Genomic DNA, 12,983 nt, shown 5'->3' with positions numbered 1-12,983 from the left:
GCGTTTCGGGTTTTTTATTGTCTGTGAAGTGGTCGACCTGTTGCCCCTGAACCAAGCATTGAGACCAGCGTCTCATGTGGGTCTGGACGAGCAGGAAGACTGGCTCCTGGACATGATCTGCGGCGGGGATAGTGCTCCGCCGGCCGTTTTCTGTGCGGAGATATTGATGTACAAGCTGTGTTTCTATGTTCCGGAAAGCCATCTGGACGCAGTCAAGAAAGCGGTTTTCGCAGCGGGAGCGGGGCGGGTCGGCGCTTATGACCACTGCTGCTGGCAAGTCCTTGGCCACGGCCAATATCGGCCTCTCGAGGGCTCCAAGCCATTCCTCGGGCAACTAGGGCAGGTGCATTCGGTCTCTGAATGGAAGGTTGAGCTAGTCGTAGCCGACGAGCTGATACATGACACCGTCAAGGCGCTTAAGAACACCCATCCGTACGAGACGCCCGCGTTCGAGGTGTGGCGACTGTCTGATTTGCAGTTCTGATCGATGAATGTATCGAGGAGACCCGAGCCACACGGTGGCCCAGGGTCTCAGTGTCTGATTCAGACGCTGACGTTCAGCCGTACTTCGATATTTCCCCGTGTAGCGTTGGAGTAGGGGCACACCTTGTGGGCGGCTTCGGTCAATTGCTCGGCAGCCGTTTGCTCAAGACCTGGCAGGCTGACGTTTAATTGCACCTCCAGTCCGAAGCCACCAGGGATCTGGCCGATGCCTACCTGTCCAGTAACGGCTGTGTCGGCTGGTAGCGATTGTTTTAGCTGGCCGGCGACGAACTTGAGCGCGCCAATGAAGCAGGCCGAATAGCCCGCAGCGAAAAGCTGCTCTGGATTGGTGCCGTCGCCACCTTGTCCCCCAAGTTCGCGTGGGGTGGAGAGCTGCACATCAAGCAAGCCGTCCGATGACGTCGCGCGGCCGTCGCGGCCTCCGGTTGCCGTGGCGGTAGCGGTATACAGAACAGTGATGGTTTGCATATTGATTTCCTTGTCCAGGCGGAGTGGGTGAATAACCTATCGCGATAAAATCTTGTGCACAAGGTAAATATCAACGGCATCGCGGCTTTTACTGTGGCGAGCTAGTGGCTATAGATGATGTTTAGCTGCTTTTCAGCAAGGCGCTGCGAAGGGACACGAGTTGATCGCGCAATGCCAGCAGCGCATCGGGCGATTGTTGGGTGCATTCGAGCATGCACGCCGGGAAATTCTGCGCACGTGCTTTCATAGCGCGTCCGACATCTGTGAGGTGCAACTCGACTACTCGCTCATCGTGGCTACTTCGGGTTCGTCTGATCAGACCTTCCGCTTCAAGGCGCTTGAGAAGCGGTGTCAGCGAACCGGGTTCAGTCAGCAGGCGGGCGCTGATTTCCCCAACCGTTATCCCGTCGCGCTCCCACAACACCAGCATTGCCAAGTACTGCGGATAGGTCAGACCTAAATCCTTCAGCAACGGCTTATAGGCTTTGGTCATCTGGAGGGAAGCGGAATACAGAGCGAAACACAGCTGATTGTCTAGCTGCAGCTGCTCATCTGATGGCGTCTTTTTCATGTATGGCCGAGGGGCAAAAGAGTGGTTCACGTTAACGCGCTGCGCAGCCCGCTGCCAAGCTCGGTGACCTTGTCAGGGGCGGATCTCGATTAGTGTGCCGTTCTTCACCAGGTTCCAGATCTCTTGCATGTCATCGTTTTTCAGCGCAATGCACCCTTCTGTCCAATCGAGGGTATGGAAGAACCACTCCGGGTACTCCTCGTCGAGCGGTGTGCCATGAAGCATGATCATGCTGCCAGGCCGCGATCCTTGACGGCTGGCGCGAGCAAGATCCTTGGCGTTCGGGTAGGAAATATGCATCGCCAGGTTGTACTTGTCGGACGTTTTACGCCAGTCGATCCAGTAGAAGCCTTCAGGGGTTCGCTGATCGCCTTCGCGCTCCTTCGGGCCAGGTTGTTTGCCGAGTGATACCCGATAGCTCTTCATCGTGGTACCGCGGCTGACGAGGTGAAGCTGGCGCTCGGATTTCACCACCAGTACCTTGTCGATCAATCCGTCATCGAATGCTGACGCAGCGGTGGCGTGGGATAGAGCGGCAAACGTGATACAGAAAATCGCAAACAGCCAGCGCATTGGTGCTTTCCCGAATCTCTACGACATCAGACCTGTCTGCGAGCCACGCGCATTGCTTCAATGGCTTCGTTGCGCACCGGGAAGGTCTGCTGCACCCGGTCGGCGAAAAAGTATTCTAGGGTACGACCAACAGTCGGGAAAGCCAGCTCTGACCAAGGGATGTCGGCCTGTCGGAAAAGTCTGACCTCAAGGCTTTCGTCCCCGGCGCAGAACTGTTCATCGACCAGTTCTGCACGAAAGAACATGTACACCTGATTGATATGGGGCAGGTCGAACAGCGTATAGAGCTGCAGATCCGTTACCCTCGCGCAGGCTTCCTCCAGCGTCTCTCGCTCCGCTGCTTGCTGCACGGTTTCACCGTTTTCCATGAAGCCGGCCGGCAGCGTCCAATAGCCGCGTCGTGGTTCGATGGCGCGTCGGCAAAGCAATATATGGTCCTCCCAGACCGGCAGGCAGCCGGCAACGATACGTGGATTCTGATAGTGAACCGTATTGCAGGACGCACAGACGAAACGGGTCCGACTATCCCCGTCGGGCACCCGCTCGGTGATTGGGCCGCCACAGTGGCTGCAGAATTTCATGGCGCTTCCTTCGGTTTATCTGGTTGACCGGCCGCGTTCGGTCGCGGGCTGGCGTGCATAGAAGTTAGTTTGGCCTGTCAGGCGTGTCAGCAACGGTTGGTCTCGTTGGTCGCGGTTTCAAGTCGTCTCATCGCTGCCGGTTTTGGCTTTGCTTGTCTTGGGCACCTTGGTGATTCATGCCATGATGCCAGTCAAAGACAGAAAGAGAAGTTTCATGCTGGACAAGATTCTCCAACGGGTGCGTGACTATTCCCCGCATCTCCTGGAGCCGGAAGCCCGGATGCCTGAAGCGGCTGTGCTGATGCCAATCACGCGCGGAGACTCACCGGAACTGGTACTTACCCTGCGCGCCAGCGGTCTATCCACCCATGGTGGCGAAGTAGCGTTTCCAGGCGGCCGTCGTGATCCAGAGGATCGTGATCTCATCCACACCGCACTGCGCGAGGCCGAAGAAGAAGTAGGCCTGGCACCTGGAATGGTGGAAATAGTCGGCCCCTTGAGCAGCCTGGTGTCGCTCCACGGCATCCATGTCACGCCTTATGTCGGTATCGTGCCGGACTATGTCGAATACCGCGCCAATGATGCGGAAATTGCGTCGGTGTTTTCGGTGCCTTTGGATTTCTTCTGCCAGGATGTGCGCGAGGTCACTCACCGGATCGATTACCAAGGTGGTGCCTGGTACGTACCGTCTTACCGGTACGGCGAATTCAAGATATGGGGATTGACGGCGATCATGATCGTCGAACTCGTGAATCTGATTTACGACGCCGGGATAGAGATGCGCAGTCCTCCCGCTTCCTACATCGATCTAAGCCAAAAGAGGTCATGACCGTGAAATATCGCCTGGGTGATTCCCGAGTTGAAGCCCACCCGCAGACCTGGGTGGCACCGAACGCCACGCTGGTCGGCAAAATCCGCCTGGATGCCGGTGCGAACGTCTGGTTCGGAGCGATATTGCGTGGTGACAATGAGCTCATCCATATCGGTGAAAACAGCAATGTGCAGGATGGCAGCGTCATGCATACCGATATGGGCTATCCACTCACGCTGGGCACCGGGGTTACGGTTGGACATAACGCTATGCTGCACGGCTGCAGCGTCGGCGATTTCAGTCTGGTCGGGATCAATGCGGTGGTACTTAACGGAGCCAAGATCGGCAAGTACTGCATCATCGGCGCTAATACACTAATCGCCGAAGGAAAAGAAATTCCCGACGGTTCCCTGGTCGTGGGCTCACCCGGCAAGGTGGTTCGCGAATTAACCGAGCAGCAGAAGAAGATGCTCGAGGCGAGCGCGGCCCATTATGTGCACAACGCCCAGCGCTACGCGCGCGACCTGGTGGAGCAGGAGGATTGACCCGCGACGACAAGCCGGTTGCCTCTCCCTGTGTCAGCATCTGCGCGCTGGATGAAAACGATTTCTGCACCGGCTGTCAGCGCAGCATTGATGAGATCAGGCGCTGGGGTCGTATGGATAATATCGAGCGGCTCCAGGTATTGCAGCGTTGTCATGCGCGGGCAGGCGCAGGCGGGCTGCTGTTCTAGCGCCGACGTGCAACGCGTCGGCGCCGGTGCTGCATTTCACTGCCATCAGGATAAGAGGTTCTCATGCCCCGAATTGGTACGCCGCTGTCTTCCAGCGCTACCCGCGTGCTGCTCTGCGGCGCCGGCGAGCTGGGCAAAGAGTTGGTCATCGAGCTTCAGCGTCTCGGCGTGGAAGTGATAGCGGTAGACCGTTACGCCAACGCCCCGGCGATGCAGGTGGCGCACCGTCACCATGTAATCGATATGCTCGACGGGGCTGCGCTGCGCACGGTTATCGAGCAGGAAAAACCGCATTTCATAGTGCCGGAAATTGAGGCGATCGCTACGTCAACCTTGGCGGAGCTCGAGGGTGAAGGTTATACGGTCATCCCCACGGCACGGGCCGCGCAGCTGACGATGAACCGCGAGGGTATCCGCCGCCTGGCCGCTGAAGAACTGGGGCTCCCGACCTCTCCCTACCGTTTCGCTGATTCGTTGGAAGAATGCCGCTCGGCGGCCATTGCACTTGGGTTTCCTTGTCTGATCAAGCCTGTTATGAGCTCGTCCGGGAAAGGCCAGTCGGTGCTGCGCGGCGAGGCAGATATCGTCCCCGCCTGGGAATACGCCCAGGCCGGCGGGAGGGCGGGGAAGGGGCGGGTAATCGTTGAAGGATTTATTGACTTTGATTACGAGATCACGCTGCTTACCGTCCGGCACAGCGGCGGCACCACCTTCTGCCAGCCGGTGGGACACCGTCAGGTGAAAGGCGACTATCAAGAGTCCTGGCAACCGCAGCCGATGAGCGCCGGCGCAAAGACCGAGGCCGAGCGCATTGCATTGGCTGTTACCGATGCCTTGGGCGGACGCGGTGTGTTCGGGGTTGAGCTGTTCGTCAAGGGCGACATGGTCTGGTTTTGCGAGGTCTCGCCTAGGCCGCACGACACGGGGCTCGTGACGCTCATCTCTCAGGACCTTTCCGAGTTTGCGCTGCACGCGCGGGCCATCCTTGGTCTGCCCATTCCTGTAATTCGGCAATTCGGTCCATCCGCCTCCGCCGTGGTGCTGGTGGAAGGGGAGTCGGAGAAAGTGAGCTTTGGCAATCTTTCTGCTGCGATGACTGAGCCAGATACGGCGCTGCGGCTATTCGGCAAGCCTGGCGTCAAGGGCCAGCGACGGATGGGGGTCGCATTGGCACGAGACGTCTCCATCGAGTCTGCGCGTAAAAAGGCGTTGCGAGCGGCCTCGGCAATCGATACGAAACTGTAGCTTGGGAGGGGCGATGCGCTTATGTCGCGTCGCCCGGGTTGTCCTGGATGCCTTCAACTACCCAAGCACGTACACTTTTGACGCGGTTATCCGCAGCTTGCAGGATTTCCAGTCGGTACTGATTGATCTGCAAACAGATACCACTGTCAGGGATGTGTTCGAGCGCCTCGGTAATCAATCCGTTGATGGTCTTAGGTCCGTCGCATGGAAGGTGCCAGCCCAGTGCTCTGTTTATCTCGCGCAGATAGGCCGCGCCATCGATCACCAGTGTGCCGTCGTCTTGCGGGTGTATATCAGGGCTGCGCAAGGCGTCCTGATTGCTGAACTCGCCGACGATTTCTTCAAGAATGTCTTCCAGCGTGACGATCCCCAGCACATCGCCATACTCGTCGACCACAATGCCAATGCGCCGTTTTTGCTTCTGAAAATTGACGAGTTGAGTGGAGAGCGGCGTGTTCTCAGGGATGAAATAGGGCTCATTGCATGCTTCTAGCAGGCTCTCCCGGGTCAGCTGATCGTGGCTGAGCAAACGGGCAATCTGGCGCATGTGCACGATGCCCTCGATCTGGTTGATGTCCTTGCGAAAAACGGGCAGGCGGGTATGGGGAGTCGTGCGCAGCTGCGCGACGATGGTTTCCAGATCGTCCTCTAGATCGATACCGGCAACCTCGTTACGCGGAATCATGATGTCATCGACGGTTACACGCTCCAGGTCGAGGATGCCAAGCAGCATGCTCTGCCGCTTCATGGGCATGTCACTGCCCGACTCGTGCACCACGCTGCGCAGCTCTTCGGTGGAGAGACTATCGTTGCCTTTGTTTGCCAGATCGACGCCAAGCAATTTGAGCAGGCCATTGCTGATCCAACTGAGCAGTGCCACCAGCGGGTACAGCACCTTCTGCAGCAACAGCAGCGGGAGGCTGACCGGGTAGGCGACCGCTTCGGGCCGAAGTGCGGCAAGCGTCTTGGGCGTTATTTCACCGAAAATCAGTAGGACAATGGTCAAGCCGATGGTCGCGATGGCGATTCCAGCTTCACCCCACAGTTTGATGGCTAAAACCGTGGCGATCGCCGAGGCGAGAATGTTGACGAAATTGTTGCCAACCAGAATGGTCCCGAGCAATCGGTCGGGTCGCTCAAGCAACGCGCTTGCGCGCTTAGCGCCGCGGTGACCTTCCTTGGCTTGATGGCGCAGGCGATAGCGGTTGAGGCTGAGCATTCCGGTTTCGGAACTGGAAAAAAATGCCGAACATAAAAGCAGAAAGACCAGCATGCCGACCAAAAAGCCGGGGTGTAAATTCTCCACGTAGGGGTCCTAGATATGCAGGATGAATTCGCGGACCAGCTTGCTGCCGAAGTAGGCCAGCATCAACAGGCAGAAACCCGCCAGCGTCCAGCGAATGGCCTTGTACCCGCGCCAGCCAAGTTGATGACGCCCCCAGAGCAGCAGGCCAAACACCACCCAGGCAACGACCGACAGTAACGTTTTATGTACCAGATGCTGGGCGAACAGGTTGTCGAGGAACAGCCAGCCGGTCACCAGCGATGCAGAAAGCAGAAGCCAGCCGGCGAGCAGGAAACCGAACAGTAGGCTTTCCATCGTCTGCAGCGGAGGAAAATTCTTAATCAGGCCAGATGGATGTTTGTGCTTGAGATGGTGATCCTGCAGCAGCAGTAGCAGGGACTGAAACACCGCGATCGTGAGCATCCCGTACGCCAGTATGGAAAACAGGATGTGGGCCAGGATGCCCGGTTGCTCGGTGATGGCTGGGGCGGTGCCCGACGGTGCAAACTGGGCAAACAGCACCGTGAGGCAGCCGAGAGGAAAGAGCAGGAGTAGGAGGTTTTCCACCGGCATGCGGTAGAGCGCGAGCAAGATCAGCAAGATCACAGCGGCGGCAATCAGGCTCGAGGCGGTGAAAAAATCGAGGTGCAAGCCGCTGGGTGAGAGCAGCTGGATGAACAGGCTCACCCCGTGTGCAATGAGCGCCAGCGCGCCCAACGTAAGAAGCAGACGTTTGTCCGGTACGGTGCGCTGCGCCAGGCGCAGGCCTTGGTATCCGGTGACGCCTGCATAAAGGCAGGCGGCAGCTAGGCTCGGTAGCAGAGGGTGCATAGGTCTGTTAACAGGCTCGAAAGGCGCTGAGTGTGGCACAAACACCGGTCGCACAAAAGCGCGCTAACGCCCCGTTAGTTGCAGGTTGCAAGAGGCTGTGAGCAGCTATACGAATTGAGGCGGAGGTGAGGTTAGGGCGGATTAGCTAGATCGATGAAAAGCTGACGGTGGGGTACCGGCTGACGGGTCGCAGCTTCTATAATCGCGACCTTAACCACATCCAGCGTGGAAATGGCTCATGTTTGAAAACCTAACCGACCGCCTCTCTCAAACGCTTCGCCATGTGACCGGCAAGGCCAAGCTGACCGAGGACAACATCAAGGACACTCTGCGCGAGGTCCGTATGGCGCTGCTTGAGGCCGACGTCGCGTTGCCGGTAGTCAAGGAGTTCGTCGCCAGGGTCAAGGACCGCGCCGTCGGCACGGAGGTCTCCAAGAGCCTCACACCTGGCCAGGCCTTCGTGAAGATCGTGCGCGCAGAGCTTGAAGAGCTGATGGGCGCCGCCAACGAAGACCTCGATCTGAGCGTTGTGCCGCCAGCTGTGGTGCTGATGGCAGGCCTGCAGGGCGCAGGCAAAACCACCACGGTTGGCAAACTGGCTAGGTTTCTTAAAGAGCGCAAGAAGAAGTCGGTGCTGGTGGTGTCCGCCGACGTCTATCGCCCAGCAGCCATCAAGCAGCTGGAGACTTTAGCGGCGGAAGTGGGCGTGACTTTCTTTCCGTCTGATACCAGCCAAAAGCCGGTCGAGATTGCTCAGGCCGCGATCCGCGAGGCAAAGCTCAAATACATCGACGTGGTACTGGTCGATACGGCTGGGCGTCTGGCTATCGACGCTGAGATGATGGCCGAGATCCAAGCGGTACATGCCGCGATCAAGCCGGCCGAGACGTTGTTCGTGGTCGACGCCATGACCGGACAGGACGCGGCGAATACCGCGAAGGCGTTCGGTGAAGCATTGCCATTGACGGGTGTGGTGCTGACCAAGGTTGACGGTGACGCACGGGGCGGCGCCGCGTTGTCGGTCCGGCACGTCACCGGCAAGCCCATCAAATTCCTTGGCATGGGTGAGAGAAGCGACGCGCTCGAGCCGTTTCATCCGGATAGGATCGCGTCACGCATCCTCGGCATGGGTGATGTGCTCAGCTTGATCGAGCAGGCCGAGCAGACCTTGGATCGGGAAAAGGCCGAGAAGCTCACCAAAAAGCTGAAGAAGGGCAAAGGCTTCGACCTTGAGGATTTCCGAGATCAGCTTCAGCAGATGAAGAATATGGGAGGGCTCGGCGGTTTAATGGATAAGTTGCCGTCAATCGGCGGAGTCAACCTAAGTCAAATGGGTAACGCCCAGGGCTCGGCCGAGAAGCAGTTCAAGCAGATGGAAGCCATCATTAATTCGATGACGCCTGTCGAGCGGCGTAACCCAGACATCATCAGCGGTTCGCGGAAACGCCGCATCGCTTTGGGCTCCGGCACGCAGGTGCAGGATATTGGTCGTTTGATCAAGCAGCACAAGCAGATGCAAAAGATGATGAAGAAGGTCAGCGGCAAGGGCGGCATGGCTAAGATGATGCGCGGCATGGGCGGCATGTTCCCAGGCGGTGGCGGGATGCCTAAGTTCTGATCTGGAACCGTTCGATGAGTCCTGTTGCCGGGCTCCATCGACGTTAAGCAGGCCTGCTTTCGAGCTCTGCGGTTGTTTTTAAAAAAGCCATTTGCAAAAGTCCGGATAATCCTTAGAATATGCGGCCTTTCGGGCCTTGGGCCCTGCATTCAGATTTGCTGTACCGACTACAGGAACGATGTTCACATGGTAACTATTCGTCTCGCCCGTGGCGGCTCCAAGAAGCGCCCTTTCTACCACCTGACCGTGACCAACAGCCGTAACCCGCGCGATGGTCGCTTCGTTGAGCGTATCGGTTTCTTCAATCCGGTCGCCTCGGGTGCGGAAGTGAAGCTCTCTGTAAACCAAGAGCGTGCTGCTTACTGGTTGGGTCAGGGCGCGCAGCCGTCTGAGCGTGTTGCTCAGCTGCTGAAGGAAGCTTCTAAGGCTGCTGCCTGAAATACATGAACGCGACGTCTGCCCCCGCCGAAGACCTGATCGTCATTGGCAAGATTGTATCGGTGCATGGCGTGCGTGGTGACGTAAAGATCTATTCCTTTACTGATCCGATCGACAACTTGCTGGACTATCAACGCTGGACGCTCAGGCGAGGCGATGAAGTCAAGCAGGTTGAGCTGGTCAAAGGGCGGCTCCAGGGAAAGATTCTGGTGGCTACGCTAAAAGGGCTGACTGATCGTGAGCTGGCGCGAACATACGCCGACTTTGAGATCTGCGTCCCTCGTAGCGAACTGCCTGACCTGACCGGCGAAGAGTATTACTGGTTCCAGCTTCAGGGTCTGATGGTCATCAACCAGCTTGGGCAAGTGCTCGGGCGGGTGGATCATCTGCTTGAAACGGGTGCCAACGATGTTCTGGTGGTCAAGCCGTTTGACGGCAGCCTGGATGATCGTGAGCGTTTGTTGCCCTATACCGACCCTTGTGTGTTGAAGGTCGATCTGGACGCAGGCGAAATGCATGTCGAGTGGGACGCGGACTTCTGAGCAACATGTCCAGCCTTCGCGTTGATGTGATCAGCCTGTTTCCGGACATGTTCGCTGCTATCCGTGACTACGGTATTACAAGTCGTGCGGTGAAGCAGGGGCTTCTCCAGTTGCAGTGCTGGAATCCGCGGAACTACACCGAAGATCGTCATCAGACAGTGGATGATCGGCCTTTCGGTGGCGGCCCCGGCATGGTGATGAAGATCAAGCCGCTGGAGCTTGCATTGGCGGACGCCAGACATGCCGCCGGCGAGAAGGCGAAGGTGATCTACCTGTCGCCACAGGGGCGTCAGCTGAAACAGGCTGATGTTCGCGCGCTGGCGGAGTTGGAGGGGCTTATCCTCATCGCTGGGCGTTACGAAGGCATCGACGAGCGCTTTATCGAGGCGCATGTCGACGAAGAATGGTCGATTGGCGATTACGTGTTGTCCGGTGGCGAGCTTCCGGCCATGGTGCTGATCGATGCAGTGACCCGATTGCTCCCTGGGGCGCTGGGTCATGCTGATTCTGCCGAGCAGGATTCGTTTACGGACGGCCTGCTTGACTGTCCGCATTACACGCGACCGGAAGTGTATGCGGACAAACGTGTTCCTGACGTGCTGCTTAGCGGTAATCATGAACACATCCGGCGGTGGCGTTTGCAGCAGTCCCTCGGAAGGACCTGGGAACGTCGCGCTGATCTTCTGGATAGCCGCTCGCTTTCTGGAGAAGAACAGAAGCTGCTGTCGGAATACATCCGCCAGCGGGACGATAGTTAACGTATCGATGGCACGCCATGAAGGCCTGTCTCAGGAGCACAGCATGACCAACAAGATTATCCAGGCGCTCGAAGCCGAGCAGATGACCAAAGAACTGCCTCCGTTCGCCCCCGGTGACACCGTTGTCGTACAGGTGAAGGTAAAGGAAGGCGAGCGCGAGCGTCTGCAGGCCTTTGAAGGTGTCGTGATCGGCAAGCGTAACCGCGGTTTGAACAGCGCTTTCACCGTACGCAAGATTTCCAACGGCGTGGGCGTAGAGCGTACGTTCCAGACCTACAGCCCGATGGTCGACAGCCTCAGCGTCAAGCGCCGTGGTGATGTTCGCAAGGCCAAGCTGTACTACCTCCGCGCGCTGTCCGGCAAGGCCGCCCGCATCAAGGAAAAGCTTTCCTGAGGAAGCTTTTCAGATAAAGAAGCAGCCTTCGGGCTGCTTTTTTGTTTTCGCAACACTACCGAGTCGATTCCCTGAGTGGCTGCCAAGTGGTGGCGTGATAAGAAAAACAAACCCGCAGCATCTGGGTGGCACGTATCCGAGAGACATGCAGTGACCCCAAGAGAAATAGAAATCCAGCGCCGGACCAATCTGTCCGTCACTCACGTAACCAAGGCGGTATTCCCGCCGACAACGAATCATCACAACACGCTATTCGGCGGCACCGCACTGGCATGGCTAGATGAGGTTTCGTTCATTACTGCGACGCGCTTTTGCCGCTTGCCGCTGGTAACCGTGTCCTCCGATCGAATCGATTTCAACCATCCTATTCCAGCGGGTTCGATCGTTGAGTTAATTGGCCGCGTGGTCAATGTGGGCAACACCAGCCTTAAAGTCGACGTCGAAGTTTACGTGGAGAGCATGTACCGCGACGGACGAGAGCTGGCGATCAAAGGTACGTTCAGTTTCGTTGCTGTCGGCGATGACAACCGCCCTGTCCCGGTCCTTTCGCGAGTTGACGGCTGATCCTGGTGTGCTCAGGGCGGCTGTGAAACACTGGCTGGCCCTGTTTGTTCTCAAGACTTCCATATGGCTGTGCTCGACGACCCAGTGATAGACCGATTTCTCGACGCCCTGTGGCTTGAGAAGGGATTGTCTGACAATACACGCGACGCCTACCGCAGCGACCTCGCTCTGTTTAATGGGTGGCTTTCCGAGCGAGACCTTCGACTAGTTGATGCCGGGCGGGAGGTGATCCTTGATCATCTCGCGTGGCGCCTTTCGAACAATTACAAAGCGCGATCGACCGCTCGGCTGCTTTCGGGGCTTCGGGGTTTTTATCGATTCCTGCTGCGGGAGGGCGTTATTTCGGTTGACCCGACGCTTCGTGTCGATCTTCCGAAACTCGGCCGACCGCTACCCAAGGCATTGTCGGAAGCTGACGTCGAGGCGCTCCTTTCGGCTCCGGATACGGGCGATCCGCTGGGCATGCGTGATAGGGCTATGTTGGAAGTCCTCTACGCCACAGGCCTACGGGTGACCGAGCTGGTCAGCCTTAGCTTGGAGCAGCTCAATGTGCGCCAGGGGGTGCTGCGTACATTCGGCAAAGGCAACAAGGAGCGCCTGGTGCCCCTGGGCGAGGAGGCTTTGCATTGGCTGATGCGCTATCTGCGTGACCCCCGAGAAACGCTACTTGCCGGCAAGGCCAGCGACATTGTTTTTCCGAGCCGGCGTGGCGACCTGATGACGCGTCAAACGTTCTGGCATCGTATTAAACTGCACGCGCGTCAGGCAGGGGTGGCGGCTTCCATTTCGCCGCACACGCTGCGCCATGCATTTGCGACGCACCTGCTCAATCATGGCGCGGACCTGAGAACGGTGCAGATGCTCCTGGGGCACAGCGATCTGTCCACCACTCAAATTTATACCCACATCGCGCGCGCGCGGTTGCAGGAGCTTCATGCGGCGCATCATCCGCGCGGTTAGTAACTGACGAGTGGTGCCGAAGAGGTGCGCGACAGCACAAAGTCGATGTCCGCAGGCACGGCGGCGCGCGCTGGGCGGCGGTGGCTATGATAATCTGCCGGCCTTCC

The 12,983-nt window shown here is 58.0% G+C and carries 18 protein-coding genes; 12 read left to right on the top strand and 6 right to left on the bottom strand.

The features are described from left to right. The first annotated feature begins 166 nt into the window (after positions 1–166). Positions 167–484: a YqfO family protein gene (locus tag K4O48_RS15120; protein ID WP_222909212.1), complete on the top strand. Its 318-nt coding sequence runs from the start codon at positions 167–169 to the stop codon at positions 482–484. Positions 485–543: 59 nt separating this feature from the next. Here K4O48_RS15120 and K4O48_RS15115 read toward each other — a convergent pair whose 3' ends face one another. The 4 genes from K4O48_RS15115 to K4O48_RS15100 all read right to left on the bottom strand — a co-directional run bounded on the left by K4O48_RS15115 (position 544) and on the right by K4O48_RS15100 (position 2,697). Continuing rightward, the gene (locus tag K4O48_RS15115) at positions 544–972 is read right to left on the bottom strand and encodes an organic hydroperoxide resistance protein (protein ID WP_222909211.1); all 429 of its coding nucleotides are present in this window, start codon (positions 970–972) and stop codon (positions 544–546) included. Between the two features lie 121 nt (positions 973–1,093). Continuing rightward, positions 1,094–1,543, bottom strand: coding sequence for a MarR family winged helix-turn-helix transcriptional regulator (locus K4O48_RS15110; RefSeq protein ID WP_222909210.1), 450 nt, complete (start codon positions 1,541–1,543; stop codon positions 1,094–1,096). Positions 1,544–1,615: 72 nt separating this feature from the next. Next, positions 1,616–2,116, bottom strand: a complete 501-nt coding sequence (locus K4O48_RS15105) for a murein L,D-transpeptidase family protein (RefSeq protein ID WP_222909209.1) — start codon at positions 2,114–2,116, stop codon at positions 1,616–1,618. 26 nt (positions 2,117–2,142) lie between these two features. Continuing rightward, positions 2,143–2,697: an NUDIX hydrolase gene (locus K4O48_RS15100; protein WP_222909208.1), complete on the bottom strand. Its 555-nt coding sequence runs from the start codon at positions 2,695–2,697 to the stop codon at positions 2,143–2,145. A 214-nt stretch (positions 2,698–2,911) separates the two neighbouring features. Between K4O48_RS15100 and K4O48_RS15095 the strand changes: the two genes are divergently transcribed. The 4 genes from K4O48_RS15095 (at position 2,912) to purT (ending at position 5,486) form a co-directional block, all read left to right on the top strand. Beyond that, positions 2,912–3,526, top strand: a complete 615-nt coding sequence (locus tag K4O48_RS15095) for a CoA pyrophosphatase (RefSeq protein WP_222909207.1) — start codon at positions 2,912–2,914, stop codon at positions 3,524–3,526. Between the two features lie 2 nt (positions 3,527–3,528). Beyond that, entirely contained in the window at positions 3,529–4,053 is a 525-nt protein-coding gene (locus K4O48_RS15090; protein ID WP_222909206.1) for a gamma carbonic anhydrase family protein, read from the top strand. Then, positions 4,050–4,241, top strand: coding sequence for a DUF1289 domain-containing protein (locus K4O48_RS15085; RefSeq protein ID WP_222909205.1), 192 nt, complete (start codon positions 4,050–4,052; stop codon positions 4,239–4,241). The genes K4O48_RS15090 and K4O48_RS15085 overlap by 4 nt, the downstream gene beginning before the upstream one ends. Positions 4,242–4,304: 63 nt before the next feature. Further along, positions 4,305–5,486: a formate-dependent phosphoribosylglycinamide formyltransferase gene (gene purT / locus K4O48_RS15080; RefSeq protein WP_222909204.1), complete on the top strand. Its 1,182-nt coding sequence runs from the start codon at positions 4,305–4,307 to the stop codon at positions 5,484–5,486. A gap of 19 nt (positions 5,487–5,505) precedes the next feature. On the opposite strand, the gene K4O48_RS15075 is transcribed toward purT, so the two are convergent. Continuing rightward, complete coding sequence (locus K4O48_RS15075) at positions 5,506–6,792, bottom strand: HlyC/CorC family transporter (RefSeq protein ID WP_222909203.1); 1,287 nt, start codon at positions 6,790–6,792, stop codon at positions 5,506–5,508. A gap of 9 nt (positions 6,793–6,801) precedes the next feature. Beyond that, positions 6,802–7,602, bottom strand: coding sequence for an inner membrane protein YpjD (locus K4O48_RS15070; protein WP_222909202.1), 801 nt, complete (start codon positions 7,600–7,602; stop codon positions 6,802–6,804). A 238-nt stretch (positions 7,603–7,840) separates the two neighbouring features. On the opposite strand from K4O48_RS15070, the gene ffh reads away from it, so the two are divergent. The 7 genes from ffh to xerD all read left to right on the top strand — a co-directional run bounded on the left by ffh (position 7,841) and on the right by xerD (position 12,876). Then, the gene (gene ffh, locus K4O48_RS15065; protein WP_222909201.1) at positions 7,841–9,220 is read left to right on the top strand and encodes a signal recognition particle protein; all 1,380 of its coding nucleotides are present in this window, start codon (positions 7,841–7,843) and stop codon (positions 9,218–9,220) included. Positions 9,221–9,406: 186 nt separating this feature from the next. Beyond that, positions 9,407–9,658 (top strand): 30S ribosomal protein S16, encoded by a 252-nt coding sequence (gene rpsP / locus K4O48_RS15060; RefSeq protein ID WP_168423577.1) that lies wholly within the window; start codon positions 9,407–9,409, stop codon positions 9,656–9,658. Between the two features lie 5 nt (positions 9,659–9,663). Further along, complete coding sequence (gene rimM / locus K4O48_RS15055; RefSeq protein ID WP_222909200.1) at positions 9,664–10,200, top strand: ribosome maturation factor RimM; 537 nt, start codon at positions 9,664–9,666, stop codon at positions 10,198–10,200. A 5-nt stretch (positions 10,201–10,205) separates the two neighbouring features. Beyond that, a complete protein-coding gene (gene trmD / locus K4O48_RS15050) occupies positions 10,206–10,958 on the top strand; it encodes a tRNA (guanosine(37)-N1)-methyltransferase TrmD (RefSeq protein WP_222909199.1) in 753 nt (250 codons plus the stop codon). Positions 10,959–11,001: 43 nt separating this feature from the next. Continuing rightward, a complete protein-coding gene (gene rplS / locus K4O48_RS15045) occupies positions 11,002–11,352 on the top strand; it encodes a 50S ribosomal protein L19 (RefSeq protein ID WP_222909198.1) in 351 nt (116 codons plus the stop codon). A gap of 150 nt (positions 11,353–11,502) precedes the next feature. Next, a complete protein-coding gene (locus K4O48_RS15040) occupies positions 11,503–11,916 on the top strand; it encodes an acyl-CoA thioesterase (RefSeq protein ID WP_222912113.1) in 414 nt (137 codons plus the stop codon). A gap of 63 nt (positions 11,917–11,979) precedes the next feature. Further along, a complete protein-coding gene (xerD, locus tag K4O48_RS15035) occupies positions 11,980–12,876 on the top strand; it encodes a site-specific tyrosine recombinase XerD (RefSeq protein ID WP_222909197.1) in 897 nt (298 codons plus the stop codon). The last annotated feature ends 107 nt before the right edge of the window (positions 12,877–12,983 follow it).

It is taken from the genome of Pseudomonas sp. DNDY-54 (assembly GCF_019880365.1).
Lineage (GTDB): Bacteria > Pseudomonadota > Gammaproteobacteria > Pseudomonadales > Pseudomonadaceae > Stutzerimonas > Stutzerimonas stutzeri_P.
Note: the sequence above shows the minus strand (reverse complement) of the source record. Positions and strands in the feature narration are given on the sequence as shown.

Excerpts from the sequence above, each read along its gene's own strand:
- K4O48_RS15120 (WP_222909212.1), top strand. The coding sequence starts at position 167 with ATGTACAAGCTGTGTTTCTATGTTCCGGAAAGCCATCTGGACGCAGTC.
- K4O48_RS15115 (WP_222909211.1), bottom strand. The coding sequence starts at position 972 with ATGCAAACCATCACTGTTCTGTATACCGCTACCGCCACGGCAACCGGA.
- K4O48_RS15110 (WP_222909210.1), bottom strand. The coding sequence starts at position 1,543 with ATGAAAAAGACGCCATCAGATGAGCAGCTGCAGCTAGACAATCAGCTG.
- K4O48_RS15105 (WP_222909209.1), bottom strand. The coding sequence starts at position 2,116 with ATGCGCTGGCTGTTTGCGATTTTCTGTATCACGTTTGCCGCTCTATCC.
- K4O48_RS15100 (WP_222909208.1), bottom strand. The coding sequence starts at position 2,697 with ATGAAATTCTGCAGCCACTGTGGCGGCCCAATCACCGAGCGGGTGCCC.
- K4O48_RS15095 (WP_222909207.1), top strand. The coding sequence starts at position 2,912 with ATGCTGGACAAGATTCTCCAACGGGTGCGTGACTATTCCCCGCATCTC.
- purT (WP_222909204.1), top strand. The coding sequence starts at position 4,305 with ATGCCCCGAATTGGTACGCCGCTGTCTTCCAGCGCTACCCGCGTGCTG.
- K4O48_RS15070 (WP_222909202.1), bottom strand. The coding sequence starts at position 7,602 with ATGCACCCTCTGCTACCGAGCCTAGCTGCCGCCTGCCTTTATGCAGGC.
- ffh (WP_222909201.1), top strand. The coding sequence starts at position 7,841 with ATGTTTGAAAACCTAACCGACCGCCTCTCTCAAACGCTTCGCCATGTG.
- rpsP (WP_168423577.1), top strand. The coding sequence starts at position 9,407 with ATGGTAACTATTCGTCTCGCCCGTGGCGGCTCCAAGAAGCGCCCTTTC.
- rimM (WP_222909200.1), top strand. The coding sequence starts at position 9,664 with ATGAACGCGACGTCTGCCCCCGCCGAAGACCTGATCGTCATTGGCAAG.
- trmD (WP_222909199.1), top strand. The coding sequence starts at position 10,206 with ATGTCCAGCCTTCGCGTTGATGTGATCAGCCTGTTTCCGGACATGTTC.
- rplS (WP_222909198.1), top strand. The coding sequence starts at position 11,002 with ATGACCAACAAGATTATCCAGGCGCTCGAAGCCGAGCAGATGACCAAA.
- xerD (WP_222909197.1), top strand. The coding sequence starts at position 11,980 with ATGGCTGTGCTCGACGACCCAGTGATAGACCGATTTCTCGACGCCCTG.